This window comes from Paraburkholderia denitrificans, from assembly GCF_042655705.1.
Classification (GTDB): domain Bacteria; phylum Pseudomonadota; class Gammaproteobacteria; order Burkholderiales; family Burkholderiaceae; genus Paraburkholderia; species Paraburkholderia denitrificans.
The window spans coordinates 1-26099 of record NZ_JBHSMP010000005.1 but is presented as its reverse complement, the minus strand read 5'-3'; the positions used below and the strand labels follow the sequence as shown (position 1 = coordinate 26099).

Below are 26099 nucleotides of genomic sequence, written 5' to 3'. Positions count from 1 at the left end.
CGCCGTCGTCGAACGAGGAGCGTTGCATGCTCAAGCCCGATGTCGATTCCCTTGTACCGCACGTGCCGTTCGACCGGCGCACCTTCCTGAAAACCGCGCTTGGAGCCACATTCGGCGGCGGCTTTGCCGCCGCCGTGCTGCCGGTCTCCGCGCAAACCATTCATACCGATGCCGAAGGTCTCGATGCCGGTGAAGTCGGCTTCGAGTCGAACGGCACGCTGATTCCCGCGTATCGCGCGCAGCCGCGCAGCAAGACGAATCTGCCGGTGATCGTCGTCGTGCATGAGATTTTCGGCGTGCACGAACATATCGCCGATATCTGCCGCCGCTTTGCGAAACTCGGCTACCTTGCCGTCGCACCCGATCTCTTCGTGCGCGAAGGCGATGCGTCGGTGTATCCGACGATCCAGCAGATCGACCAGAACATCTTGAGCAAGGTGCCGGATGCGCAATTGATGTCCGACCTCGACGCGACGGTCGACTGGGCCGGGCAGCATGGCGGCGACCTGAAACGTCTGGGCATCACCGGGTTTTGCTGGGGCGGACGCGTGACATGGCTTTACGCCGAGCACAATCCGCATCTGAAGGCGGCGGTGTCGTGGTACGGGCGCGTGGCGGGGCCGCACACGCAGAGTGCGCCGGAGAATCCGCTCGATCTCGCGGGCGAGTTGCAGGTGCCGGTGCTCGGTCTATATGGACGCCAGGACACGAGCATTCCGCAGGACACGCTCGCGCAGATGAAGCAGGCAATCGCGCAAGGGCCGCAGGGCGGGCGTGGCTCGGAATTCGTCGTATACGACGACGCGGGCCATGCGTTCTTCGCCGACTATCGCGCGAGCTATCGCAGGGCCGACGCCCAGAATGGCTGGACGCGCACGCTCGCGTGGTTCAAGTCACACGGCGTCGCGTGACGCTGCGTGACTTGAAGGTTGGAAGGTTGGAGGTTGGATCGGGCCTGGGCGTGCTCAGGGATTCGGCCCTGTCGCGACTGGACGCGACGGGTCGGCGCACCACTCGCTCCACGAACCGGCGTAGAGCGCCGCGCCGTGCAGTCCGGCGATTTCCATCGCGAGTGCGTTATGGCATGCCGTCACGCCCGAGCCGCATTGCAGCACGGCATGCTCGGGCGTCTTGCCCGCGAGCACGGCTGTGAAGTCCTCGCGCAGCGTGTGCGCCGGCTTGAAACGGCCATCGGCGGTGAGGTTGTCCTTGAAGAAACGGTTGCGCGCGCCGGGAATATGGCCGCCGACCGGATCGATCGTTTCGTTCTCGCCGCGATAGCGGTCGGCTGCGCGTGCGTCGAGCACGACGAGTTCGTGCGTCGAAAGATTGCGCACGACGCCCTGCACGTCGATCGTCACCTGTAGCGGCGCACCCGCCTTGAAGTTGCCTTTGACGGCGTGCGGCACGTCCGTCGACAGGGGATAGCCGGCTGCTTCCCATGCCTGCAGGCCGCCGTCGAGCACTGCGACCGAGTCGTGACCGAGCCAGCGCAGCAGCCACCACAGACGCGCTGCGTAAGAGCCGCCTTGCGCGTCGTACGCGACAACCTGCTGGCCTTCGTTGAGGCCCCGGGCCGCGAGCGTGTTCACGAGCGCTGCGCGATCGGGCAGCGGATGACGGCCGTTCTTGCCGGTCTTCGCGCCGGACAGATCGCGGTCGAGATGCAGATACTGCGCGCCCGGAATGTGACCGGCTGCCCAGGCGGTTTCGCCCACGTCGGGGTTGACGAGGTCGAAGCGGCAATCGAACACGAGTGTGCTGCCGGGCGCGGCGGCCAGACGCTCATGGAGATTGGCGGCGGAGATCAGCGTGGTGTGATGGGTGTGCGGCATGACGACGGCTCCTGATGGATGCGCGGCCGGCAAGGCCGGCCCGATGTCTTCAGTCTAAACAAAAAGACGGACTGAAGCCCGTCTTTCGTTCTGGCCGGTCATTACCCGGGCCGAGGCATTCCGAATGTGCCTGGATGGTGCCTCGAAGATGCCTGGATGGTGCCCAGTTCGCGGCGCAAGAACGCGTGGAAGTGCTGCATGCCGTCTTCCATCGGGCTCTGGTACGGGCCGACCTCCGATTCGCCGCGCTCGAGGAGCGCACGGCGGCCGGCGTCCATGCGCTCGGCGATCTCGTCGTCTTCGATGGCCGTTTCCATATAGGCCGCGCGTTCGGCTTCGACGAACTCGCGCTCGAAGAGCTTGATTTCCTCGGGGTAATAGAACTCGACGATGTTCATCGTCTTCTGCGTGCCCTGCGGAATCAGCCACGACAGGACAAGCACGTGCGGATACCACTCGATCATCAGATTCGGGTAGTAGACCATCCAGATCGCGCCGAACTCCGGCGGCACGCCTTTGCGATAGCGCAGGACCTCGTCGTGCCACTTGCGGTAGGTCGGGCTGCCGGCCTTGTCGAGATGGTTGTGCACGCCCACGGTCTGCACGCTGTACCACTCGCCGAATTCCCATTTCAGGTCGTCGCACGACACGAAATTGCCGAGGCCCGGGTGAAACGGGACGACGTGGTAATCTTCCAGATAGACCTCGATGAAGGTCTTCCAGTTGTAGTTGCACTCGTGAATCTCGACGTGATCGAACATGAAGTCCGTGAAGTCGAGATGCTGCGCCGGGCCGAGCTGGGCGAGGTCGCGCGCCACGTCGCGGCCAGCGGCTTCGAACAGCAGGCCGTTCCATTTCTGCAGCGGCGTGCTGCTCAGGTTCAGGCAGGGGTTGTCCGCGAAGTGCGGCGCGCCGAGCAGGTCGCCCTTGAGGTCGTAGGTCCAGCGGTGCAGCGGGCAGACGATATTGTCGGCCGTGCCGCGGCCGTTCAGCATGATGGCCTGGCGGTGGCGACACACGTTCGAGAGCAGCTCGACCTGATCGTGCTGGTTGCGCACCAGCACGCGCCCCTCGTTCTCGCTCGGCAGGGCAAAATAATTCCCCGCCTCGGGCACCATCAGCTCGTGCCCGACATAACGGGGACCTTTCTGGAAAAGCGTTTCGATTTCGCGCTTCAGTAGCGCATCGTCAAAATAAGCGGTGACTGGCAGCTGGCAGTGGGTGGAATGCAGCTGCAATGCATTGCTCAGATTGGACATTCCCACTCCCGATGAAGACGTGAAAGCAGTGAACAACCCAACCATCGAAGATTCGATTTAGGGAGCCGGGGATTATACCCGTTTACCCCCCTGCGCGATAGCTAAGTCACTGATTTTTGCCAAAATTGCGCTCCAGCAACGGTGTAATTTCGCCATCGGGATTAATTTCGGTCAGCATCCGATATAACGTGCCCACGGCTTATGCGTCTGCGAGCGGGGCTATCGGCACGCTTTTGGCGTAGAATCTCCGCCTTGTTTCAATTCTGCGACCACTCATGGCTAAACCCGCATCCAAAGATAGTACAGCGGACAGTGCGGCGGACCGTGCTGCGGCCGCTGAAGGGGCCAACAGCGGGGCCGAAGGCGGGCATCAAGCCGGCAGCGACGGTTCGATGCGGCCCGAGAGCTACGAGGCCGCGCTGGCGGAACTCGATACGCTCGTGGCGCGCATGGAAGGCGGCAGCCTGAGTCTCGAGGAATCGCTGGCTGCTTACCGGCGCGGCGCCGTGCTGGTGAAGTTCTGCCAGCAGCAACTGGAGAAGGTTGAACAACAGGTGCGCGTGCTCGACGGCGAAACGCTTCGGCCCGTGCCCCTTAATACAACAGGCAGTTCCGCCGAGGGCGGAGACAACGATCTATGACATTTGAACAATGGACCCGGCTCGTACTGGACCGGGTCGAAACCGCGCTCGAACACTATTTGCCTGCAGCCAGCGAGCTGCCCGCGACCTTGCACGACGCCATGCGCTACGCGGTGCTCGGCGGCGGCAAGCGCGTGCGCCCGCTTCTGTGCCATGCCGCGGGCGAGCTGACCGGCGCGACGCCCGAAGCGCTCGACGCGGCTTCCTGCGCGCTGGAGATGATCCACGTCTACTCGCTCGTGCACGACGACATGCCGTGCATGGACGACGATGATCTGCGTCGCGGCAAGCCGACGGTCCACGTGAAATACGACGAACCGACCGCGCTGCTGGTCGGCGACGCGTTGCAATCGCAAGCTTTCATTACGCTGACGTCGGACGTACCGGGGCTGCGCGACGCGGCGTCGCGCCAGGCTGCGCTCGTGCGCGAACTCGCGCTGGCGAGCGGCTCGATCGGCATGGCGGGCGGTCAGGCCATCGACCTCGCGAGCGTCGGCCGTGCGCTTTCGCGCGAAGAACTGGAAACCATGCATCGGCTGAAGACCGGCGCGCTGCTGCGCGCCGCGGTCCGCATGGGTGCGGTGGCGGGCGAAACGCCTTCCGCCGAGACGCTGCGCGCGCTCGACGCGTACGCGGCAGCCGTGGGCCTCGCTTTTCAGGTGGTGGACGACATTCTCGACGTCACCGCCGACTCGGCAACGCTCGGCAAGACCGCTGGCAAGGACGCGAAGGACGGCAAGCCGACCTACGTGTCGATCATCGGTCTGGACGCGTCGCGTGTGCTCGCGCAGCAATTGCGCAGCGACGCACATGCCGCGCTCGAACCGTTCGGCGCACGCGCGCAGCGCCTCGCCGAACTGGCTGATCTGGTTGTCAACCGGGTGAGCTGATTACGCTAATCCGCCCGCGCGCATGAAAGGGGAGTAATGCGCTGCAGAAGTGCGGGAGCGACCGATTTCCTACCATGGAACGACGATGTACGACTTGCTGAAAACCATTGACGACCCGGCGGATTTGCGCCGCCTCGATCGCCGGCAGTTGCAACCGCTTGCCGATGAACTGCGTGCCTTCGTTCTCGACAGCGTCTCGCAAACGGGCGGCCACCTGTCGTCCAACCTCGGTACGGTCGAACTGACGATCGCGCTGCACTACGTGTTCGACACGCCGCGCGATCGCATCGTCTGGGACGTCGGTCATCAGACCTACCCGCACAAGATCCTGACCGGCCGCCGCGACCAGATGCACTCGCTGCGTCAGTTCGGCGGCATCTCGGGTTTCCCGCGCCGCGACGAGTCGGAATACGACACGTTCGGCACCGCGCACTCGAGCACGTCGATTTCGGCGGCGCTCGGCATGGCTATCGGGAGCAAGCTCAAGGGCGAAAACCACCTGGGCATCGCTGTGATCGGCGACGGCGCGATGACGGCCGGCATGGCCTTCGAGGCGATGAACAACGCGGGCGTCGAAGACGATGTGCCGCTGCTCGTCATTCTCAACGACAACGACATGTCGATCTCGCCGCCGGTCGGCGCGCTGAACCGCCACCTCGCGCGACTGATGTCGGGCCGTTTCTACGCAGCCGCGCGCGCGGGCGTGGAGCGCGTGCTGCGCCATGCGCCGCCGGTGCTCGACCTCGCGCGCAGGCTCGAAGAGCACGCGAAGGGCATGATCGTGCCGGCCACGCTGTTCGAGGAATTCGGCTTCAACTACATCGGACCGATCGACGGTCACGATCTCGATTCGCTGATTCCGACGCTGCAAAACATCAAGGAACTGCGCGGCCCGCAGTTCCTGCACGTCGTGACGAAGAAAGGCCAGGGCTACAAGCTCGCAGAAGCCGACCCGGTTCTCTACCACGGCCCCGGCAAGTTCAACCCGGCCGAGGGCATCAAGCCGTCGGCGACGCCCTCCAAGAAGACCTACACGCAGGTCTTCGGCGAATGGCTGTGCGACGCGGCCGAGCTGGATGCGCGCGTGGTCGGCATCACGCCGGCGATGCGCGAAGGCTCGGGTCTCGTCGAGTTCGAAAAGCGCTACCCGGATCGCTACTACGACGTCGGCATCGCCGAGCAACATGCGGTGACGTTCGCGGGCGGTCTCGCGGCCGAGGGCCTCAAGCCCGTCGTCGCGATCTACTCGACCTTCCTGCAGCGCGCCTACGACCAGCTGATCCACGACGTGGCGCTGCAGAACCTGCCGGTCGTGTTCGCGATCGACCGCGCGGGCCTCGTCGGCGCGGACGGCGCGACGCATGCGGGCGCCTACGATCTCGCGTTCATGCGCTGCATCCCGAACATGATGATCATGTGCGCGTCGGACGAAAACGAGTGCCGCCAGATGCTCTACACGGGGCTGCAGCAGGATTGCCCCACGGCCGTGCGTTATCCGCGCGGCGCAGGCACGGGCGTCGCAACCGTCAAGCAGATGGCCGCGCTGCCGGTCGGCAAGGGCGAAATCCGCCGCGAGAGCAATGCAGCAGCAGGCAAGCGCATTGCGATCCTCGCGTTCGGCACGATGGTGCCGCCGTCGCTCGCCGCCGCTGAGGAACTCGACGCCACCGTCGCGAACATGCGCTTCGTGAAGCCGCTCGACGCCGAACTCGTGCGCGAGCTGGCGGCAACCCACGACTACCTCGTGACCGTCGAGGAAGGCTGCATCATGGGCGGCGCGGGCTCGGCCTGCGTGGAAGCCCTGCTTGCCAGCGGGGTTATCAAGCCCGTACTACAATTGGGCCTCCCCGACCGCTTCATCGACCACGGCGACCCGGCAAAACTGCTGGCGCTTGCCGGGCTCGACGCGGCAGGGATTGCGAAGTCGATTCGCGAGCGCTTCCTCGATCACGTGACGAACGCGTCCGGTAAGTCGGTGATGCGCGTCGCGTAAGCGCCTCGCGGCGCACGGCCCGGTGTCGTTGGCGGCACCGGCTGCCACGATTGCCCACTTTCCGTATGAACCGGCGGCCGGGTTTTCGGACCTGGAACCGCCAGCCAGCGCCGGCTTTTGCCGGCGCTTGTCATTGCGCGCTACGTTGTGTGCAGCCCAAAGGATAAGAACATGAACCAGATGAGCACGGATTTCTTGATGCCGGACGTGCAAAGCTCCGTCGATCTCCGCCAGATCCCGATCCAGCGCGTGGGCGTGAAGTCCGTTCGTCATCCGCTGCTCGTGAAGACCGGCAATGGCGACGTGCAGCCGACGGTCGGCACGTGGAACCTCGACGTTCATCTGCCCGCCAACCAGAAGGGCACGCACATGTCGCGCTTCGTTGCGCTGCTCGAAGGCAACAAGGCGCCGCTCGAACCCGCGACGTTCCGCACGATGCTGGCCGCGATGCTCGACAAGCTCGAGTCGCAGGCAGGCCGTATCGAGGTGTCGTTTCCGTACTTCGTGAAGAAGGTCGCGCCGGTATCGGGCGTCGAAAGTCTGATGGACTACGAAGTGACGCTCGTCGGCGACATGCGCGAGGGCGCTGCGCGCCTGTTCCTGAAGGTCGTTGTGCCGGTGACGAGCCTGTGCCCGTGCTCGAAGAAAATCTCGCAGTACGGTGCGCACAACCAGCGCTCGCATGTGACGATCGATGCCGAACTCGCGGACGATCTGCCGGTGGAAGACCTGATCCGGATCGCCGAGGAAGAGGCTTCGTGCGAGCTGTGGGGACTGCTCAAGCGTCCGGACGAGAAGTTCGTGACCGAGCGTGCGTATGAAAATCCGAAGTTCGTCGAGGATCTCGTGCGCGACGTGGCCGTTCGCCTGAACAATGATCGCCGCATCGTCGCGTATGTGCTCGAAGCCGAGAACTTCGAGTCGATCCACAATCACAGCGCGTATGCCGTTATCGAACACGACAAGCGCGTGCAAGGCTGATTGCTGCCGGAATCGGTGTAATGAAAAATCGCCCCGAGTGGGCGGTTTTTTTTTACGTCATCAAGCCGCCGATGCGGCCGATGTAACAACAGTCAGCGCGCGAGCGACGACAGATCCCAGCGAGGCTTGACCGTGAACGCGTAGTCGCGCGTGGCCTGTTCGGGCCAGCGTTGGAGCCGCATCGCGCCCGCGAGCGCGATCATTGCGCCGTTGTCGGTGCACAGCTGCAGGTCCGGGTAATGCACTTCGAAGCCGCGCTTTTGCGCCGCTGCCGACAGCGTGTCGCGCAACTGCCGGTTCGCGCCTACGCCGCCCGCCACGACGAGCCGATTGAGTTTCGTGCGCTTGAGCGCGGTGATGGATTTCGCGGCCAGCACCTCGACGGCCGCATCGACGAACCCGAGCGCAATATCGGCCTTGCCCTGTTCGCAGATGTTCGTGCCGATTCGCTTAACATGCGTAAGCACCGCGGTCTTGAGTCCGCTGAAGCTGAAGTCGAGGTCGCCCGAGTGCAGCATCGGCCGTGGCAATTCGATGGCGCCGGGCACGCCAAATTCGGCGAGCCGCGATACTTCCGGCCCGCCCGGATAGCCGAGTCCGAGCAGCTTGGCGGTTTTGTCGAAGGCTTCGCCGGCGGCGTCGTCAAGCGTTTCGCCGAGTGTTTCGTAGACGCCGACGTCGGTCACGCGCATCAGTTGCGTGTGGCCGCCCGAAACGAGCAGCGCGACGAACGGAAACGGCGGCGGCGCATCGACGAGCAGCGGCGAGAGCAGATGCCCTTCGAGGTGATGGATGCCGATGGCCGGCCGGTCCCACGCCATCGCGAGCGCATTGGCGATGCTCGCGCCGACCAGCAGCGCGCCCGCGAGACCCGGGCCCTGCGTGTAGGCGATGGCGTCGATGTCGCTGCGCGCGACGCCGCTCTTGTCGAGCACTTCTTCGAGCAGCGGTAGCGCGCGGCGGATATGGTCGCGTGACGCGAGTTCGGGCACGACGCCGCCGTACTCGCGGTGCATGGCGATCTGGGAATGCAGTGCGTGTGCGAGCAGGCCGCGCTCGGTGTCGTAGAGCGCGAGGCCGGTTTCGTCGCAGGAGCTTTCGATGCCAAGAACGAGCATGGTGGGGCGTGCAACGGCGCCGGTTGGGTGGAAAACCACGACCGAAAACCGTTGTGAATTCGAAATGTAAAAGTAGCTTGGGAGTATATCAGTGCGGGCGATGGGCGGCTGATGGGCTCCGGGGCCGGAGTCAGGCGCAGCGGCGTGCCGCCGCGCACAGGTAGAATGCGCGCCATGGAATCATTCGACATCGCCGTGATCGGCGCAGGCGCGGCCGGCATGATGTGCGCGGCGGTCGCCGGACAGCAGGGACGCCGCGTGGCGCTGATCGATCACGCGCCACGGCTCGCGGAAAAGATCCGCATTTCGGGCGGCGGGCGCTGCAACTTCACGAATCTGCACGCGAGCCCGGCCAACTATCTCTCGAACAATCCGCACTTTTGCCGCTCGGCGCTCGCGCGCTACACGCCCCGCGATTTTCTCGCGCTGTTGCGTCAGCATCGCGTGACCTGGCACGAAAAGCACAAGGGCCAGCTGTTCTGCGACCAGTCGAGCGAGGCGATCATCGAGATCCTGCGCGCCGAGTGCGACGCCGGGCGCGTTGCGTGGCGCAGGCCGCTGCCGGTCGAAACGGTGAGCCATGCGGAGGGCCCGGGCTTCACCCTCGGCACACCGCATGGGACGATTGGCACACGCGCGCTCGTGATCGCGACCGGCGGATTGTCGATTCCGGCGATCGGCGCGACCGATTTTGCGTACCGCATCGCGAAGCAGTTCGGCCACAAGCTCGTCGATACGCGTCCTGCTCTCGTGCCGCTCACGTTCGCGCAGCAGGACTGGGCGCCCTATGTGCCGCTTTCCGGCGTGTCGCTCGGGGTCAACGTGGCGACCGGCGAGCGCAAGACGGGTGGCGCATTCGACGAAGACCTGCTGTTCACCCATCGCGGGCTGTCCGGCCCGGGTGTACTGCAGATTTCGAGCTACTGGCAGCCGGGGCAGCCGATCCGCGTGAACCTGCTGCCGGAGCACGACGCCGCGGCTGCGCTGGTCGAGGCCAAGAGCACCACGAAACGCCAGATCGGCAACCTGCTCGCCGAATGGGTGCCCGCGCGGCTCGCACACGCCTGGCTGGAGGCCCACCAGGTGCCGATCGACGCACGCCTCGCGGATCTGCCGGACAAGACTTTGCGCCGCATCGGCGACGGTCTCTCGCAATGGACGCTCACGCCCACCGGCACCGAAGGCTACAAGAAGGCCGAGGTGACGCGCGGCGGTGTCGATACCCGCGAGCTTTCGTCGGCCACCATGATGAGCCAGCGCGTGCCGGGGCTGTATTTCATCGGCGAGGCAGTGGACGTGACGGGTTGGCTCGGCGGCTACAATTTTCAGTGGGCCTGGGCTTCGGGCGTGGCGGCTGGCGAGGCCGCTTCGGCGTTCGCGATGGCGGGCCCTGGCGGGGCTTGACCCGCTCCTTTATTTGCGAAATCGCTCTGCTATACTCAGTTTTCTTTAGCCCAGATCCGTTATTGGAAAATGACGACCATCCGCCTAAAAGAAAACGAACCCTTTGAAGTGGCCATGCGGCGCTTCAAGCGCACGATCGAAAAGAATGGTCTTCTGACCGAGCTTCGTGCGCGTGAGTTTTACGAGAAGCCGCCGGCCGAACGCAAGCGGAAGAAGGCGGCGGCGGTCAAGCGCCACTTCAAGCGCCTGCGCAGCCAGATGCTGCCTAAAAAGCTGTACTGATTCTGGCGGCACCACGGCTCGCATCCCGGGCGCTACGGCGGCCAGGCCTGTCCACCCGTCGGCAGCGCCGCTTGCGGCCACATATTTTGAAAAAAGCGCTGGGTAAAGCGGCCGTTGCCGCCTCTCTGGTGTGGTCGCCACCATCAAGCATCTGCGCCGACCCGCCTGGAAGCGTTTCCAGGCGGGTTTTTGCATTTGATATGATGTTTGCTCGCGCACGCTGAGCGAGGCATGCCGCCCCAGCGTCTGGGTTTGCCCAGGTATTCGAAACCCTCAACGTATTTCAGGTGAGTAATGAGCCTCAAGGACCGAATCAACGACGACATGAAAGCCGCGATGCGCGCGCGCGAAACCGGGCGCCTCGCCACGATTCGTCTGCTGCTCGCCGCGATCAAGCAACGCGAAGTCGATGAGCGCGTGACGCTCGACGACACCGCCATCACGGCGGTCATCGACAAGATGATCAAGCAACGCAAGGATTCGATCAGCCAGTTCGAGGCGGCGGGCCGCATGGACCTCGTCGAGAACGAAACGGCCGAGCTGAAGGTGCTCGCCGGCTACATGCCCGAGCAGCTCTCGGAGGCCGAGATCGCCGCCGAGGTGCAGGCCGCCGTGGCCCAGTCCGGCGCCGCCGGCCCGCAGGACATGGGCAAGGTGATGGGCGTACTCAAGCCGAAGCTCGCCGGCCGTGCCGACATGACGGCCGTGTCCGCGCTGGTCAAGGCAGCGCTCGCGAAGTAACGGGGCGCGGCCCGGCAACGGGCAACGCCCATCGTGCCCCTCGCGCAGCCGGAGCGCCTCCGTCCCGATGATTCCGCATTCGTTTTTGCAGGATCTGCTGAACCGCGTCGATATCGTCGACGTGGTGGGACGTTACGTGCAGCTCAAGAAGGGCGGCGCGAACTTCATGGGGCTGTGCCCGTTCCACAACGAAAAGAGCCCTTCATTTACCGTTAGTCCAACGAAGCAGTTCTATCACTGCTTCGGTTGCGGCGCGCACGGCACCGCCATCGGCTTCCTGATGGAGCATGCCGGTCTCACGTTCCCCGAGGCCGTCAACGAACTCGCGCAATCGGTCGGGCTCACGGTGCCGCAGGAGCCGTCGCCGATCCGCGGCGGCGGTGCGGCTGGGGCGGGCGGCTACACGCCGGGTCCGTCGAAGGCCGTGGCGACAGCGTTGTCCGACGTCATGCAGACGGCGTGCGATTACTACCGCAAGCAGTTGCGCAGTGCCCCGAATGCGATCCAGTACCTGAAAAAACGCGGTCTAACCGGCGAGATCGCGGCCCGCTTCGGCCTGGGTTACGCCCCCGACGGCTGGCAGAACCTCGAATCCGCATTTTCCGACTATCGCGACGAATCGCTTGTCGAAGCGGGGCTCGTGATCGTCAGCGAAAAGCAGGACGCCCAGGGACAGGCGCGCCGCTACGACCGCTTCCGCGACCGGGTCATGTTTCCGATCCGTAACGTCAAGGGTCAGGTGATCGGCTTCGGCGGACGGGTGCTGGACGGCGGCGAACCCAAGTATTTGAATTCGCCGGAAACGCCACTATTTAACAAGGGCAGCGAATTGTATGGGCTGTTCGAGGCGCGTCTTGCGATCCGCGAGCAGCAATATGTGCTGGTGGTCGAAGGGTATATGGACGTGGTGGCGCTCGCGCAACTCGGGTTCCAGAACGCCGTGGCGACGCTCGGCACCGCGTGCACGCCGATCCACGTGCAGAAGCTCCTCCGTCAGACCGATACGGTGATCTTCAGCTTCGACGGCGATGCGGCGGGCCGCCGTGCGGCGCGGCGGGCGCTCGACGCGTGCCTGCCCCATGCCGCGGACAACCGGACCATCCGGTTCCTGTTCCTGCCGACGGAGCACGACCCGGACAGCTACGTCCGCGAGTTCGGCGCCGAGGCGTTCAAGGAGCAGGTCGACCGGGCGATGCCGCTGTCGCAGTTCATGCTGAATGAGGTGCTGACGGGCAAGGAGCTGGATCAGCCGGAAGGGCGCGCCCGCGCGCTCTTCGACGCCAAGCCGCTCATGCAGGCGCTGCCGGCGAACGCGTTGCGCGCACAGATCATGCACATGTTCGCGGACCGGCTCGACGTGCCGTTCGAGGAAGTGGCGGCGCTGTGCGAGGTCGACGCGCGGATCGCCCGGGCGGTGCGTGGAGCGCCTGCCCGCAAGGACCGGCATCTCGTGACCGGGATCGAGCGCAAGGCGCTGCGCAACCTCGTGATGCACCCGCGGATCGTGGTGCAGCTCGGCGAGGAGGCCGAACAGGCGCTGATCACGCTCACGCGGCACGGCGAACTGTTCGAGGAAGTCGCGACGCATGCCCGCGCGCTGGGTGATGCGGCGGAATTTCAACTGCTTTCAGACCTCTTGCGAAACGGGGTCAATGCCCCGACCTTTGAAGAGATTTTTCGTGAAATTCTGGACTATGATGAAAACGTCCGAGATTTACTGATGAAAAATCCAGAAGATGGCGCGGTGGTGGAGGAGCGGCGCGAGCAGGAGCGGCTGGTTGGCGAGGAGCTGATGGCGGCGATCCTCAAGATGCGTTACGACGCGTGCTGCGACCGGCTCGATGTGCTGTCGCGTCAATCGCGGCATACGCCTGAAGAACTGGCGGAACTGATGAGACTGAATCAGACACGGGCTGACATGAAACGTCAGCTCGGTTTGTAAGGAGGACCGCGCGGAAGGGCTGGTGCCCCACGTGCTATAATAAAAGGTTCTCAGCGGTTTGTTTTTGTTTTTTTCCGGGCGGTTACCCAGCTTCCTGCAAGGACGGAATGGCAATGGCAAAGACTACAGGCGAAAAGAAGGCGACGGTCACGGGCTCGACGGAGCCGTCCACGAAGGTCACAGAGACCAGTGCCGCCCGCTCCGCCAGAACGACGTCCGCTACCAGCACCGACCCTGCTGCTCCAAAGAAAACCAAGTCTGCTTCGGCCGTGCGAGCGGCGCCGACACGCGCGGCGAAAGCTGCAACGCCGGCCACGAAGCGGTCCGGTTCGAGTAGTGCAAGGCAAGCGCCTGCCGGCGCGGACGATTCGGTAGAGCGCGAGGCTCCAGTATCCACGGTTCAAGAGGCTGTTGTCCCACAGCCGCGAATCGAGACTAAAGCCGGTACGGCCACCTCCATGACGAAAAAGCTGAACGAAGTATCCGTCGATGACGACGCGAGCCCGAGCGAAGAAAGCGCGCCCGCCACGGGCAAGGTCGAAAAGGCCCGTGCGCGCGACCGGCGAGCGAAGGAAAAGGCGCTGCTGAAAGACGCGTTCGCGTCGTCGCAGCCCGGTACCGTCGAAGAACTCGAGGAGCGCCGCTCGAAGCTGCGCGCGCTCATCAAGCTGGGCAAGGAGCGCGGCTTCCTTACGTACGCCGAAATCAACGATCACCTGCCGGACAACTTCACCGAAACCGAGGCGATCGAAGGCATCATCAGCACCTTCAACGACATGGGCGTGGCTGTGTACGAGCAGGCGCCCGATGCCGAAACGCTGCTGCTCAACGACAACGCGCCGAATGCTTCTTCGGATGACGAAGTAGAAGAGGAAGCCGAAGTCGCGCTGTCGACTGTCGATTCGGAATTCGGCCGCACGACCGATCCTGTGCGCATGTACATGCGCGAAATGGGTACGGTCGAACTGCTCACGCGCGAAGGCGAAATCGAAATTGCCAAGCGCATCGAGGACGGCCTCAAGCACATGGTCATGGCGATCTCCGCGTGCCCGACCACGATCGCCGACATCCTCGCGATGGCCGAGCGCGTGGCGAACGATGAGATTCGCGTGGACGAACTCGTCGACGGCCTGATCGATCCGAACGCCGAGGACACCGATGGCTTCTCGGCGCAGGAAGCGGAAGAAATCGAGAACGAGGCCGAAGAGGAAGAAGAGGAAGAAGAAGAGGAAGAGGAAGAAGACGAGGGCGCGGCGCAGGCGACGGCCAACGCGGCCCAGCTCGAAGCGCTCAAGCGCTCGTCGCTCGAAAAATTCGCGCTCATCAGCGAATGGTTCGACAAGATGCGCCGGGCGTTCGAGAAGGAAGGCTACAAGTCGAAGTCCTACCTCAAGGCGCAGGAAACGATCCAGAACGAACTGATGTCGATCCGCTTCACGGCGCGCACCGTCGAGCGTCTCTGCGACACGTTGCGTGCGCAAGTAGATGAAGTGCGTCAGGTCGAGCGCCAGATCCTGCACACCGTCGTGGACAAATGCGGCATGCCGCGTTCGGAATTCATCGCGCGCTTCCCCGGCAACGAAACGGACCTCGACTGGAGCGACAAGATCGTCTCCGAGAGCCACGCGTATAGCGGGATCCTGTCGCGCAACATTCCGGCGATTCGCGAGCAGCAGCAACGTCTGCTCGATCTGCAGGCGCGCGTGGTGCTGCCGCTGAAGGACCTGAAGGAAACCAACCGCCAGATGGCGGCCGGCGAACTGAAGGCGCGTCAGGCGAAGCGCGAGATGACCGAGGCCAACCTGCGTCTCGTGATCTCGATTGCGAAGAAGTACACGAATCGCGGCTTGCAGTTCCTCGACCTGATCCAGGAAGGCAACATCGGCTTGATGAAGGCGGTGGACAAGTTCGAATATCGCCGCGGCTACAAGTTCTCGACGTACGCGACATGGTGGATCCGCCAGGCCATCACGCGCTCGATCGCGGACCAGGCGCGCACGATCCGCATTCCGGTTCACATGATCGAGACGATCAACAAGATGAACCGCATTTCGCGGCAGATTCTGCAGGAAACCGGTCTCGAGCCGGATCCGGCGACGCTGGCCGAGAAGATGGAAATGCCCGAGGACAAGATCCGCAAGATCATGAAGATCGCGAAGGAACCGATCTCCATGGAAACGCCGATCGGCGACGACGACGATTCGCATCTGGGCGACTTCATCGAAGATACGAACACGGTTGCGCCTGCGGACGCCGCGCTGCATGCGTCGATGCGCGACGTCGTGAAGGACGTGCTCGATTCGCTCACGCCGCGCGAGGCGAAGGTATTGCGCATGCGCTTCGGCATCGAGATGAGCACCGATCACACGCTCGAAGAAGTGGGCAAGCAGTTCGACGTCACGCGTGAGCGAATCCGCCAGATCGAGGCGAAGGCGCTGCGCAAGCTGCGTCACCCGAGTCGCTCGGACAAGCTGAAGTCGTTCCTCGAAGGCAATTGATGTGCGTCCGGCGCACGCACTCCAGGCGTGTGCCGTGGCCGGGCCGCCATTGTTTCGCGTTGTTTCGTATATGATGTCGGCCTGTCGTCGCAGTCGTCAGTCAAATATGGCCCGGCCTTTTGATAGACCGGGCTTTTTTGTCGATCAGGACGGCAAGGGCGATGCAGAGGTAACAAGCTGGCTAAAAGCGAACCTTGGTCGCGCATGGCCAAATGCAGTAAAATTGCAGGTTTTGGGCCTCTAGCTCATGCTTGGTTAGAGCAGCGGACTTGGCAAGTGTCATCCTGCAACTCGCAAGAGGATGGACGGCACTGATTGGGTTGCCTTGGGGTAAGTTCGCTCTGCCCCTTGGTAGAACTGCTCAAATTCGGGGAAACCTCTGCTGCCTCGGTAGCGTGGCAATCCCGAGCGAAGCTCTCTTTGAGAGAACGTGTAGAGACTGTACGGGCAGGTCGTAAAGACAAGAGACAGTCCAGACCACAAACCCGAAAGGGGTGGCGAAAGCCATAGCTGGTACGCATAATCCGTTGGTGCCGGGTTCGACTCCCGGGGGGCCCACCAAAATTCTGTCCGAGGAAATCCTCTGAAGTTGTGCCGTTAAGCATAACCTGTCGTAAACGACAGGTTATGCTTGATTGCACGATGCGCCATCTTATGGTTGATTGCCCGTTTGGCGGGCTTTTCGGCCAATCAGTGTAGTTATCTTCTTCAATCCCGCCGCTAAATAGCCTGCTTCTCCGGACAGGTTATGCTTGATTTTGATCCGTTGCGACAGCTTATGGTCTACGGCTTCTTATGGGGTCGTTGGGGCGGCTTGGTTGTGGCTAACCGCATCGGGTAGTAGTCGGCCATTTTCGGACGTTTGATATATTGCGCAGTCAGCCATGGGAACGACCGCTGCCCGCAGGGAGCGGTCGAACGGCCGAGTCCGCAAGCGCGGCGATGATGTCTGCCCTCATCAACTATCCACCTTCGCTCAGAGGACAGGCCAGATCATCGTCACGGCACCGGAGCTAGTGCGACTGTCTTACGGCGACCAGCTCAAATCTCATCGCCTGTGTAAGTCCACAGCCTGTTCGCCATCACTGGGCCTGCTGACCTGCTGCCTCGAGTATCAAATCAGCAACCTCCTCGGGATGTGAAATCAAGGAGACGTGACTCGATGCGATCTCGATAGTACGGGCGTTCATACGCTTCGCCATAAACCGCTCGAATTCAGGGTTGATCGTGCGATCTTCGGTCGCTTTCGTTATCGCGACAGAGCTCATCCGGGTGGAGATGACGGGGAAGTAACACGATGGCAGACTTCGGCAGTGGCTTGCTGTAGAGGAATCCCTGGGCGACCTCACAGCCATGGGCCTCGAGAAACGCAGCCTGCTCTGTCGTCTCGACGCCCTCAGCGACGACCCGCTGGCCAAGACACCGTGCGATCGAAAGGATGGCTTTCACAAGCTCGGCGTGACGACGGTCAGTCGTGACCTGCTGCACGAACGTGCGATCGATTTTGAGCGTGTCGATCGGGAATCGCGTCAAATAGCTGAGTGCAGAATAACCGGTGCCGAAGTCATCTATTGCAATCGAGATCCCGATGCTCTCGAATGCCAGCAGCGCGCTCATGGCCGATTCATCCTCGGCCAGCAACAGACTTTCGGTAATTTCAAACGCCAACCACTCCGGTCGACACCCGGTTTCCGCGAGAATATCTTTTACGAGTATCGCGAGATCGCGAGACTGGAACTGTCGGGCAGACAAATTGATTGACACCCTGTGACGTCTGCCACTCACGGTATTCCACTGGGCGGCTGAACGGCAAGCCTCACGAAGCACCCATCGCCCGATATCGACAATGAGGCCCGTCTCCTCCGCAAGCGGTACGAACTGCGCCGGATGAATGAAACCCACTCCGGGGCGATTCCATCTCAACAATGCCTCCGAGCCGATTACCTCTGCGTCGCGCAGCAAAACCTGTGGCTGATAGTGCACTTCAAGCTCACCCTGATCGATCGCACGACGCAGTTCCGACTCGAGTGAAAGACGCGCAGTCGCTTCGATTGTCAGGTCTTTCGTATAGAAACGAAAACCGCGACGCCCCGAGCGCTTCGCGAGGTACATGGCCGAATCTGCATATCTCAGCAAATCCTTGGGTTCCCTGCTGTCGTCAGGAAAGAGCGCAATTCCGACGCTGCATGAAATGAAGACTTCTCTTCCGTCGAGCAGGAAAGGCTCGTCGAGCCGACTGATCATCGTGGCGGATATCTGCTCAAGGACGTCACGGTCTGAAACCTCGGGCATCAGGACAGCGAATTCGTCGCCACCAAAACGGGCAACAGTATCGCCCGGACGCACGCAGGCAAGCAGACGACGCGCTGCCTCGCATAACAGTTCGTCTCCGACCGCGTGACCCATCGTATCGTTGACGCCCTTGAAGCGGTCCATGTCGATCATCATGACGGCGGTAACGTGATCGGGCGAGCTCACGGAGACTGCCTGGCGCAGATGCTCGTTGAACAGGACGCGGTTCGGCAGTGTTGTAAGCGCGTCGAAATACGCCATTCGGTGGATTTTCCCTCTTGAAGCCTGCAGCTCCGAGATATCCCGTCCCACGGCGAGGACGGTTTCCACCGTGCCGTTCGCGCCCAGCTCCGGCGTCAGCCTGATCAGGTGGCATAGTTGCCTGCCATCGGTCGCCGGCCAGGTCAGCTCGAATTCCCTGTCACTCGCGGTCGCGAACACTTCCCGGATCTGCTTCTCGTAGAGTACGGTGCCCGGACCACCTGGAAACTCACTCGGCGCCCTGCTGAGCAATGCGTCTGCACCGCCGATAGAGAGCGATGCAAAAGTCGGATTGACGTAGATGCGCCGGAAGTCCCTTCCGTAACGAGCCACCGTATCAGGCGAGTTTTCAACGAGTGTTCTAAACTCGTGCTCCCGACGGGCGAGCCTTTCGTTGAAATGGTGCCGTTCTGTTATGTCCCTGGCCACACCGAGTACGCTCGCCACCATCCCCCCGGAATCGAACACCGGTAGCAGCCTGGTTTCGAGCAGGGTACGTTCACGGGTCGTTGGCGCGATCACCCATTCGTCGTTGACCGATACCTGCATGACATCGATTGCCGCCCTGTCGCGCTGCCGAAAGAAGTCAGCCAGATCGGCATCGAAGATGTCGTGATCAGTTTTTCCGAGAATTTCGGCTTTCGATCTTCCAACAAACCGTTCAAAGCTCTGATTGCACAGCAGGAAGGTGCCTGCCGTGCTCTTCAGCCACACGATGTCAGGGATGGTATGAAGCACGGTCATCAACTGCGTGCGCGCTTCGGACAATTGACTCGCCTTGTCTTCGAGGGTCCTGTTGAGCCGAAGGATTTGCTCGAATTGCGCCCGCTGCTCAAGCTCGGCCCGCTTGCGTTCCGTGATGTCCAGGATCGCACCGATCAGGCCGGCCTGGCGTCCCTGATCGTCGTGAAAAACCGCCTTGCTGAATTCGACGTCACGTACACCGTTTTGCGCGCTTTTGACCTTGAATTCATAGCGCTGGATCCCGCCCCTGGCGAAGAGCTCCTCGTCCATTTCAAAATAGGTTTGCGTCAGTTCGTGAGGACCTGTCTCAAACACGGTCTTGCCAACAAACCGCTCCCTGGGCACACCCAGAAATTCCTGGAAGGCCCGGTTGAGATGGAGATACCGTCCCGCCCTGTCCTTTGAAAAGACGGGAATGGGGATGGTATCGAGCAGCGATTCAAGGAACGACTCGCGCTCACGGAGCTTTGCCTCCGCGAGTTTGCGCGCGGTGATATTGAAATAGATCGCGAGTACGCCGGCTGCGCCATCCTGAACCGGATCGCTTACGAACTGCACGAGATAGTGCTCACGCTGGGCCTCGGGCAGGCCATCGAATGTGAGCTCGAGTTCGCAAGCCGTACCCGTGGTTGCCACCTCGCGGATGGCATTCAGGTATTGCCGCCGCGCCGCCGCTACAAGTACTCTCGCTTCGACGTCCGGCGCGCTGGAGCCTCCGGACGCGGCCATCATCATCGCGTGGGCTGCGTGATTCATGTAACGCCGTTGGCCGTGCGCGTCGTAGCGAATGACGGGCATGCGCAGGTCTGCGACCGGTATGCTGTACTCGCTTTCTGCTTCTGTTCCAGGGTTTTTCATATTGTCAAAAGACTGTTTTGCCGTACAACGCCATCGACACACTCGTTCCCGAACCCGGCAACGTCAACGACGCGCGAGACGGCCTGACATCTATCCGCTGACGGCAGGCTACCGGATTTCTTAAGGCTTTTTCGCAATAGTGGCCGATAAAAATTGCCGCCCAAGACGCACAGGATTCCTTAAGTAGCCAATGAATAGAATTGCTCGGCGGATGTCCGGTCCATGCAGGTATCCTTCATCTGCCCTTTGACGATCATGTGCATCGGGGATCATCGTTTACATCGTCAATTCTCGCCCGGCCAGCATATCAGACCGCCTTGCTGCGACAGAACCTGCTTTTGTGTGGCTGACGCTCAACTGGACTGGGTTATCCTGCTTCGCAACGACGACAGCGATGAGCTCTGGGCGGAGGTCAACCGGCAGCGCAGCGCGCTGGGAATCGGTGAAGTGTGCGGAGACCTCTGACTCACACGACGTCCCACCTGCGCGTCAAAGAAAAAGCTCCCCGAAGGGCTAATGCCGGCGTGATGTTCAGCGCTGCACGATCAGTGTCACGCGCCGATTCAACGCGCGGCTCGCGGTGTCGTTGCCCGCCACGAGCGGATAGTTGTCGGCGCGCCCAATCGCGGCGAGCCGGTGTGGCTCGATACCCCGTTCAACCAGATAGCGCACCACCGCGCCCGCGCGCGCCGACGAGAGTTCCCAGTTCGACGCATATTTTTCGTTTGAGATGGGCGTGCTGTCCGTATGCCCTTCCACGAGAATATTGCCGGACGGCGCCTCGCGCAGCACCTCGGCGATACGGCCCAGCACGCCGAGCGATTCGGGCAACAGGGTGGCATCGCCCGCATTGAACAGGATCTTCGCGTTGATACCGATCTCCACGCCGCGTGTTGCCGGCACGATCGTGATCTCGCCACGCTGGCGCAGCGTTTCGAGCGATGCGAGCAGCGCCTCGTCTACGGGCATTTTGGTCGTAGACGCCGCTGCACTTGCGCGTTGTGCAGCCACACGAATTTCGGCGTCCTTATGCCTGGCAAGCTGCATCGCGTAAAGCGCAAGGAACAGCACCATCAACGTCGTGATCAAGTCCGCGTAGGAAATGAGCCAGCGGCCGGAACTCGATTCGCCGCCTTCGTCCTCGCCGTGATCGAATTGCGCCATGAGCGGCACGTCTTTATCGGAAGGCATGTGCATGCAGATTGGCCCGGTTGCGGGTCAGCTCGCGCTCGTCGTGTCCAGCGCCCGAACGTCCGCTTTGTCCCGTAAGCCGCCGGCGTTGCCGCCCACTTCGCCTGCGAGGCGCGTGGCGATCGTATGCGGCGATTCTTTGCGGGAAATGGCGAGCAAGCCGTCCAGATACAGCTTGCGCAGACGCAGTTCGCTTTCAATATGCGCGCGCATCTTGCCGTAGAGCGGCAGAAATACGAGGTTCGCGAATGCAAGGCCGTAAAGCGTGGCGACGAACGCCACCGCAATGCCGGGTCCGAGTTCCGCGGGCTCGATCAAATGCCCCGTCACCTGAATGAGGCCGAGCACCGAGCCGAGAATGCCGAACGTGGGTGCATAGCCGCCCGCCTGCTGCCACACGCGCGCCGCTGCCATGTGGGTACGTCCGCAGGCTTCGAGCTCGCGATTGAGAGCATCTTCGAGTACGGGGGGCGAGACACCGCTGGCAAGCAGTTCCAGCCCGCGCCGCGCAAAAGGATGAACGCCCTGCAGGTCCATCGACTCGAACGCGAGCAGACCGTTGAGCTTGGCCTGATCGCCCCATTCCAGCACGGCGGCAAGGCTTGCCTCATCTACGCGCGGCGCTTTCACCAAGGCCATCCGCAGATGCTTGAGCGCGTCGAAGAAACGCGCCCACGTGTTCTGAATCATCACGGCGCCGAGCGTGCCGCCCAGCACGATGGCGAGCGCCTCGGGCTGGAGCAACGCGGCGAAGTGACCGCCTTCGAGCGAGAAGCCGACCACCACGGCCAGCGCCCCAATGGCGATACCGATCAAGGTAAGCAGATCCATGCAGGTTTCCGGATGAATCTGTCCGCTCAGCGCGCGGGAGGCGACTTGAGTTTGCGCACCGCGTCAAGCAGCCGCTGCTCGATCTCTTCGACTTCCGCGGGATCGATCTTGATGTCGCGGCGCATGACCCACGACACCTCATTCTTGCGCGTGTCCGACATCACCGAGAGCAGATGCTCGGATACGGCCTGGTCCTCGATCGAGGCGAGCAGTTTAGCGAGATCGTAGGCGTCGAGCATGCTCACGGCTTCGAACAGTGTGCGCTGATCGACGAACATCAGGTCGTCGAGCGAGTTCAGTTCGCCTGACCCGCGGTTCGTGCGCCTCGAGAAATACGCCACGCCCTTTTGCTCGACGAAGTTGAGCACCTTCGACTTGCGGAACGCAAACACCTCGTCGGCGATTTCGGCGTGCGAGAGTTTGTTCAGAATGACATTGCGCTCCACGCCGATCAGCGCTTCGAGATCGGCCAGTTCAATCAGTTCGAGCTCACTGTTAATTGACACGTCGAGATCGCTGTCCGCCACCTGTGCTGCGCGATCCACGATGCGCACCGGGTCGAACGTCACCAACTGGCGGCCCAATGGGCCCTCTGCCGACGGCACGGCATTGGCGAGGTGCGTGGCCTGCGCGCTTTGCACCGTGACGAGATTGAGCTTCTCCATGCGGCGGAGCATTGCCATCACGTGCGGGCGCGAATGTCCGGCGACGGCGCGGCATTTCTGCACGACATCGGCGAGCGGCACGCTCACTTCCGCAGCAGCAACGCCGTGCCGCGACCAGCTATCGCCGACATCGGCGCGGGCATTGCCGCCTGCGATCAGCGCGAGCACATGTGCGTAGGACAGCACGCCTGGCATGAAGTCGGCGTGAGTATAGGTGGCGAGCAGATCATCCTTCGCCTTGACGCGGCGGGTCAGCGTGCGCACGACATGACGCAGCAGTGGCGAGACGTGTGCGAGTTCTTCTTCGATGAAGCTCGCGGGCACGACGGTCAGTTGGCAAAAGCTGAGCGCCTTGGCAGTGTTCGGCCGCGGTTCAGCGCCGAGCAACGCGGTCTCGCCAAAAAACTCGCCTCGACCAAGCGTCGCCATCACGACCTTCTTGTCTTCGCAACGGGTGGATATTTCGACCTTGCCGTCGGCGATCACAAAGATCAGCCGTTCGCCTGCAAAACCTTCCGAATAGATGATCTCGCCCGGCGCCGCGGCGCGCGACCATGTTTGACTGCGATTCAAGTTTTATCCCTGGAAATCGATTCCATCGCGCACATGAGTCGTTCTCGCTCATGCGTTTGCGAAGTGAGTTCTACCAGCTGCGTTTACGGCGGTTTCCGTGTGTTTCTTGAACCAGATTGCATGAACGGCGTAAGCGGAAAGCATGCCGAAAGGCAAGCGCGAGAGCTTGAGCGCAGACGCGCCATTCATGCTTTGCAGTCGCAAACGATTGCGATCGTGAAAATCGTCTCGAAACGCCAGTAAATTGCGTTGAACCGCAAATCACCCTTAACGTCTGGTGGAAAATCTTCAGACGGATGGAGCAGCTTTTTTTAATCCGTCTGACCCGTCCTGCGGGGGGTTGACACTTTTTAGCCGCAAGGCGGAAGTGTCAGATGGGGCAAAGGATCAAGCGGACGCAGCGAGACTACAGCCTGGCTTTTAAGCTATCGGTGGTCGAACAGGTAGAAAAAGGCGAGCTGACGTACAAAGAGGCGCAGCGCCGGTACGGAATTCAGGGACGCTCGACGGTACTGGTATGGTTACGCAAGCATGGCTTGCAGGATTGGGCCGATCCATCCGGCCGTGCGCGATCGGGTTCCACCATGCCGAAACAGGACTTAAAGCCGCTCACACCGGAGCAGCGCATCAAGGCGTTGGAGACGCAGCTGCGAGAGGCGCGGGAGAAAGCCGAGCTGTTCGAGGCGGTGATTGACGTGATGCGCAAGGATTACGGGATCACCGTAAAAAAGCGTTCGGGCAGGTCGTCGCGCAAAAGTGGATCGAAAAGCTGAGCGTTGAGCGAGCCTGCCGATACATGGGTATCAGCCGCCAGGCGTATTACAAGCGTTGCCAGAGCGAGACGCGTCGTTGCGCTCAAGCCGGGACGGTGACCTCGCTGGTGCAGCACATCCGGCTTCGACAGCCGAGGCTGGGCACGCGCAAGCTGCATCATCTGCTTGGGCCAGCGCTGCGCGAACAGGGCATCAAGCTGGGACGGGACGGGCTGTTCGACGTGCTGCGTGCCGCGCGCCTGCTGGTCGTCCCTTACCGGGCGTATCACAAGACCACGCATAGCCACCACCGCTTCCGGCGCCATCCGAATCTGCTGAAAAGTGGCCCGGACCAGATCGTGCCGACAGCGCCGGAGCAGGTCTGGGTGGCCGATATCACCTATTTACCAACGGCTGGCCGATTCGCTTACCTGAGCCTGGTGACCGACGCGTATTCCAGAAAGATCGTCGGTTACCACGTCCACGACAGCCTGCAGACCGAACAGGTGAGCGAGGCGCTCAAGATGGCCTTGCGCACCCGGCGCACCCGCCAGCCTCTGGTGCATCATTCGGACCGGGGCATCCAGGGCGAATTCAACCGGTCGTCGCAACACCTTTAATCGAGGAGGTGTTGCATGGGTCGGATTGCAGGATGGGTGTATCAGATAACCGGACGAGTCGCGATGCACTCGCCAGGCGCGCCGTCGCTTCGGCATGAGATTGAGCGTCGATTTTGGAAGCAGATCGCTACCGGCATTACGAGTGAGAAAGCCGCAGAAGCGATTGGTGTGTCCTCTGCGGTGGGCTCGCGCTGGTTCCGCTATCGTGGCGGCATGCCACTTTTCATGTCGAACCCTATATCTGGTAGGTACTTGTCGTTCACCGAACGTGAAGAGATCGGGTTGCTCTCGGCCCAAAACATAGGGGTGCGCGAGATTGCTCGCCGCATCGGACGTAGCCCATCAACCATTTCGCGCGAGCTTACGCGTAACGCAGCGACCCGTGGTGGCCGCCTCGAGTATCGTGCTTCGGTCGCGCAATGGTAGGCGGAGCACTTTGCCAAGCGACCCAAACCAGCAAAACTGACGACTAACCGGCGACTGCATCAGTATGTGCAGGAGCGCCTGGAGGGCAAGGTGTGTGACGCTGGTGGCCGTGAGATTGCCGGGCCCCAGCAGGCACCGTTCAAGAGGCGGAATAAACCGCATCGCGGAGACCGAAAGTGGGTCAATGGTTGTTCCCCAGAACAGATCGCCAACCGCCTGCAGATCGATTTCCCTGATGATGAATCCATGCGCATTTCTCACGAAGCCATTTATCAGGCTCTTTACATTCAAGGACGCGGCGCGCTCAAGCGCGAGCTGGTTGGTTGCCTGCGCACCGGGCGCGCTTTGCGCGTGCCAAGGGCCAGGGCGCGAGCCAAGGCATGGGCACATGTCAGCGAGAATGTGATGATCTCCAGCCGCCCCGCAGAGGCGCAAGATCGTGCTGTGCCGGGCCATTGGGAAGGCGACCTGCTCATCGGCCTAAATCGATCTGCTATCGGCACGCTGGTGGAGAGGTCAAGCCGTTTCACCATGCTCGTACGCTTGCCTTGGGAAGCAGGCTACGGATTGATTCCTCGGACGAAGAACGGCCCCGCGCTGGCTGGCTACGGAGCTGTCACGATGGCCAATGCGCTCAAGAAGACGGTGGAAGACATGCCAGCCCAGTTGTGGCGATCATTGACTTGGGATCGAGGCAAGGAGCTGTCTGATCATGCCCGCTTCACTATCGAGTCCGGCGTAAAGGTATTCTTCGCCGATCCGCACAGTCCATGGCAGCGTGGAACGAACGAGAACACGAACGGCCTATTGCGACAATACTTTCCGAAGGGCACAGACAGATCCCGGTGGAGTGCCCGAGAGATCCAGGCCGTTGCCAATACACTGAACGCCAGGCCCCGGAAAACGCTTGGCTGGAAGACGCCTGCTGAAGCTCTGGACCAGTACCTAAAATCTGTTCAACAATGCAGTGTTGCGACGGCCGGTTGAATCCGCCCAAAATGCAAGCCGGAAATTCCGTCAGCGCCTCTGGCGCTATCGGATACAGCAGAGTATGAGCCGTCGAGGAAATTGCTGGGATAACTCCCCGATGGAGAGGCTGTTCCGCAGCTTCAAGACGGAATGGCTGCCGTCAGTGGGGTACATGTCGGCGCAGGAAGCACACCGGGATATCAGCCATTACCTGATGCACCGATACAACTGGATACGGCCACACCGGTTCTTGTTATCGCGACACAACCTAGTGTTCCGTTCTGTTGTTAACTGATCTATGTTCACGTAGCATGCTTGTATCGACGGAACGGG

At 62.0% G+C, this 26099-nt stretch carries 17 protein-coding genes and 5 pseudogenes; 14 read left to right on the top strand and 8 right to left on the bottom strand.

The features are described from left to right. The first annotated feature begins 26 nt into the window (after positions 1-26). Complete coding sequence (locus ACFPTO_RS01460; RefSeq protein ID WP_377708919.1) at positions 27-911, top strand: dienelactone hydrolase family protein; 885 nt, start codon at positions 27-29, stop codon at positions 909-911. A 54-nt stretch (positions 912-965) separates the two neighbouring features. Here the strand turns inward: ACFPTO_RS01460 and ACFPTO_RS01455 are convergent, their stop codons facing one another. Next, complete coding sequence (locus ACFPTO_RS01455; protein ID WP_377708917.1) at positions 966-1835, bottom strand: sulfurtransferase; 870 nt, start codon at positions 1833-1835, stop codon at positions 966-968. 101 nt (positions 1836-1936) lie between these two features. Continuing rightward, the gene (locus ACFPTO_RS01450) at positions 1937-3094 is read right to left on the bottom strand and encodes an aromatic ring-hydroxylating oxygenase subunit alpha (RefSeq protein WP_377708915.1); all 1158 of its coding nucleotides are present in this window, start codon (positions 3092-3094) and stop codon (positions 1937-1939) included. 275 nt (positions 3095-3369) lie between these two features. Between ACFPTO_RS01450 and ACFPTO_RS01445 the strand changes: the two genes are divergently transcribed. The 4 genes from ACFPTO_RS01445 to folE2 all read left to right on the top strand — a co-directional run bounded on the left by ACFPTO_RS01445 (position 3370) and on the right by folE2 (position 7599). After that, entirely contained in the window at positions 3370-3735 is a 366-nt protein-coding gene (locus ACFPTO_RS01445; protein WP_377708913.1) for an exodeoxyribonuclease VII small subunit, read from the top strand. Next, complete coding sequence (locus ACFPTO_RS01440) at positions 3732-4625, top strand: polyprenyl synthetase family protein (protein ID WP_377708911.1); 894 nt, start codon at positions 3732-3734, stop codon at positions 4623-4625. The genes ACFPTO_RS01445 and ACFPTO_RS01440 overlap by 4 nt, the downstream gene beginning before the upstream one ends. An 85-nt stretch (positions 4626-4710) precedes the next feature. Then, positions 4711-6618 (top strand): 1-deoxy-D-xylulose-5-phosphate synthase, encoded by a 1908-nt coding sequence (dxs, locus tag ACFPTO_RS01435; protein WP_377708909.1) that lies wholly within the window; start codon positions 4711-4713, stop codon positions 6616-6618. Between the two features lie 171 nt (positions 6619-6789). Then, positions 6790-7599, top strand: a complete 810-nt coding sequence (gene folE2, locus ACFPTO_RS01430) for a GTP cyclohydrolase FolE2 (RefSeq protein ID WP_377708907.1) — start codon at positions 6790-6792, stop codon at positions 7597-7599. 92 nt (positions 7600-7691) lie between these two features. Here the strand turns inward: folE2 and tsaD are convergent, their stop codons facing one another. Next, on the bottom strand, positions 7692-8717 hold the full coding sequence (gene tsaD, locus ACFPTO_RS01425) for a tRNA (adenosine(37)-N6)-threonylcarbamoyltransferase complex transferase subunit TsaD (RefSeq protein ID WP_377708905.1): 1026 nt from the start codon (positions 8715-8717) through the stop codon (positions 7692-7694). A gap of 174 nt (positions 8718-8891) precedes the next feature. Here tsaD and ACFPTO_RS01420 point away from each other — a divergent pair, with 174 nt between their 5' ends. The 5 genes from ACFPTO_RS01420 (at position 8892) to rpoD (ending at position 15584) form a co-directional block, all read left to right on the top strand. Beyond that, positions 8892-10121 carry a BaiN/RdsA family NAD(P)/FAD-dependent oxidoreductase gene (locus tag ACFPTO_RS01420; protein WP_377708903.1) on the top strand — a complete coding sequence of 410 codons (1230 nt, stop codon included), beginning with the start codon at positions 8892-8894 and terminating at the stop codon, positions 10119-10121. A gap of 69 nt (positions 10122-10190) precedes the next feature. Further along, a complete protein-coding gene (rpsU, locus tag ACFPTO_RS01415; protein WP_377708901.1) occupies positions 10191-10403 on the top strand; it encodes a 30S ribosomal protein S21 in 213 nt (70 codons plus the stop codon). Positions 10404-10697: 294 nt separating this feature from the next. Continuing rightward, on the top strand, positions 10698-11144 hold the full coding sequence (locus ACFPTO_RS01410; RefSeq protein WP_377708899.1) for a GatB/YqeY domain-containing protein: 447 nt from the start codon (positions 10698-10700) through the stop codon (positions 11142-11144). Between the two features lie 67 nt (positions 11145-11211). Next, a complete protein-coding gene (gene dnaG / locus ACFPTO_RS01405; RefSeq protein WP_377708897.1) occupies positions 11212-13086 on the top strand; it encodes a DNA primase in 1875 nt (624 codons plus the stop codon). Positions 13087-13199: 113 nt separating this feature from the next. Next, the gene (gene rpoD, locus ACFPTO_RS01400) at positions 13200-15584 is read left to right on the top strand and encodes an RNA polymerase sigma factor RpoD (protein WP_377708896.1); all 2385 of its coding nucleotides are present in this window, start codon (positions 13200-13202) and stop codon (positions 15582-15584) included. 1082 nt (positions 15585-16666) lie between these two features. Here the strand turns inward: rpoD and ACFPTO_RS01395 are convergent. Both ACFPTO_RS01395 and ACFPTO_RS01390 read right to left on the bottom strand, forming a co-directional pair. Continuing rightward, positions 16667-16828: pseudogene (locus ACFPTO_RS01395) on the bottom strand (alpha/beta fold hydrolase); the annotation flags it as partial. Continuing rightward, positions 16800-19610 (bottom strand): sensor domain-containing protein, encoded by a 2811-nt coding sequence (locus ACFPTO_RS01390; RefSeq protein ID WP_377709025.1) that lies wholly within the window; start codon positions 19608-19610, stop codon positions 16800-16802. The gene ACFPTO_RS01390 and the pseudogene ACFPTO_RS01395, both read right to left, overlap by 29 nt. 465 nt (positions 19611-20075) lie before the next feature. Between ACFPTO_RS01390 and ACFPTO_RS01385 the strand changes: the two are divergent. After that, positions 20076-20204, top strand: a pseudogene (locus tag ACFPTO_RS01385) (ATP-dependent protease); the annotation flags it as partial. Positions 20205-20270: 66 nt separating this feature from the next. Here ACFPTO_RS01385 and ACFPTO_RS01380 read toward each other — a convergent pair. Genes ACFPTO_RS01380 through ACFPTO_RS01370 form a run of 3 tightly spaced genes read right to left on the bottom strand, consistent with a single transcriptional unit; the run spans position 20271 to position 22999 of the window. Continuing rightward, a complete protein-coding gene (locus tag ACFPTO_RS01380; protein WP_377708894.1) occupies positions 20271-20936 on the bottom strand; it encodes an OmpA/MotB family protein in 666 nt (221 codons plus the stop codon). 21 nt (positions 20937-20957) lie between these two features. Continuing rightward, a complete protein-coding gene (locus tag ACFPTO_RS01375) occupies positions 20958-21761 on the bottom strand; it encodes a flagellar motor protein (RefSeq protein WP_377708893.1) in 804 nt (267 codons plus the stop codon). A gap of 26 nt (positions 21762-21787) precedes the next feature. After that, positions 21788-22999 carry a cyclic nucleotide-binding domain-containing protein gene (locus ACFPTO_RS01370; protein WP_377708891.1) on the bottom strand — a complete coding sequence of 404 codons (1212 nt, stop codon included), beginning with the start codon at positions 22997-22999 and terminating at the stop codon, positions 21788-21790. Positions 23000-23373: 374 nt separating this feature from the next. On the opposite strand from ACFPTO_RS01370, the pseudogene ACFPTO_RS01365 reads away from it, so the two are divergent. The 3 pseudogenes from ACFPTO_RS01365 to ACFPTO_RS01355 form a co-directional block, all read left to right on the top strand. Continuing rightward, positions 23374-24338: pseudogene (locus ACFPTO_RS01365) on the top strand (IS3 family transposase); the annotation flags it as partial. A 48-nt stretch (positions 24339-24386) separates the two neighbouring features. Beyond that, positions 24387-25784, top strand: a pseudogene (locus tag ACFPTO_RS01360) (IS30 family transposase). 7 nt (positions 25785-25791) lie between these two features. Further along, a pseudogene (locus ACFPTO_RS01355) lies at positions 25792-26061 on the top strand (integrase core domain-containing protein); the annotation flags it as partial. Positions 26062-26099 lie beyond the last annotated feature (38 nt).

What these genes read in the sequence shown, in the direction of transcription:
- ACFPTO_RS01460 (WP_377708919.1), top strand. Translation starts at nt 27, where the DNA reads ATGCTCAAGCCCGATGTCGATTCCCTTGTACCGCACGTGCCGTTCGAC.
- ACFPTO_RS01455 (WP_377708917.1), bottom strand. Translation starts at nt 1,835, where the DNA reads ATGCCGCACACCCATCACACCACGCTGATCTCCGCCGCCAATCTCCAT.
- ACFPTO_RS01450 (WP_377708915.1), bottom strand. Translation starts at nt 3,094, where the DNA reads ATGTCCAATCTGAGCAATGCATTGCAGCTGCATTCCACCCACTGCCAG.
- ACFPTO_RS01445 (WP_377708913.1), top strand. Translation starts at nt 3,370, where the DNA reads ATGGCTAAACCCGCATCCAAAGATAGTACAGCGGACAGTGCGGCGGAC.
- ACFPTO_RS01440 (WP_377708911.1), top strand. Translation starts at nt 3,732, where the DNA reads ATGACATTTGAACAATGGACCCGGCTCGTACTGGACCGGGTCGAAACC.
- dxs (WP_377708909.1), top strand. Translation starts at nt 4,711, where the DNA reads ATGTACGACTTGCTGAAAACCATTGACGACCCGGCGGATTTGCGCCGC.
- folE2 (WP_377708907.1), top strand. Translation starts at nt 6,790, where the DNA reads ATGAACCAGATGAGCACGGATTTCTTGATGCCGGACGTGCAAAGCTCC.
- tsaD (WP_377708905.1), bottom strand. Translation starts at nt 8,717, where the DNA reads ATGCTCGTTCTTGGCATCGAAAGCTCCTGCGACGAAACCGGCCTCGCG.
- ACFPTO_RS01420 (WP_377708903.1), top strand. Translation starts at nt 8,892, where the DNA reads ATGGAATCATTCGACATCGCCGTGATCGGCGCAGGCGCGGCCGGCATG.
- rpsU (WP_377708901.1), top strand. Translation starts at nt 10,191, where the DNA reads ATGACGACCATCCGCCTAAAAGAAAACGAACCCTTTGAAGTGGCCATG.
- ACFPTO_RS01410 (WP_377708899.1), top strand. Translation starts at nt 10,698, where the DNA reads ATGAGCCTCAAGGACCGAATCAACGACGACATGAAAGCCGCGATGCGC.
- dnaG (WP_377708897.1), top strand. Translation starts at nt 11,212, where the DNA reads ATGATTCCGCATTCGTTTTTGCAGGATCTGCTGAACCGCGTCGATATC.
- rpoD (WP_377708896.1), top strand. Translation starts at nt 13,200, where the DNA reads ATGGCAAAGACTACAGGCGAAAAGAAGGCGACGGTCACGGGCTCGACG.
- ACFPTO_RS01390 (WP_377709025.1), bottom strand. Translation starts at nt 19,610, where the DNA reads ATGGCCGCGTCCGGAGGCTCCAGCGCGCCGGACGTCGAAGCGAGAGTA.
- ACFPTO_RS01380 (WP_377708894.1), bottom strand. Translation starts at nt 20,936, where the DNA reads ATGCACATGCCTTCCGATAAAGACGTGCCGCTCATGGCGCAATTCGAT.
- ACFPTO_RS01375 (WP_377708893.1), bottom strand. Translation starts at nt 21,761, where the DNA reads ATGGATCTGCTTACCTTGATCGGTATCGCCATTGGGGCGCTGGCCGTG.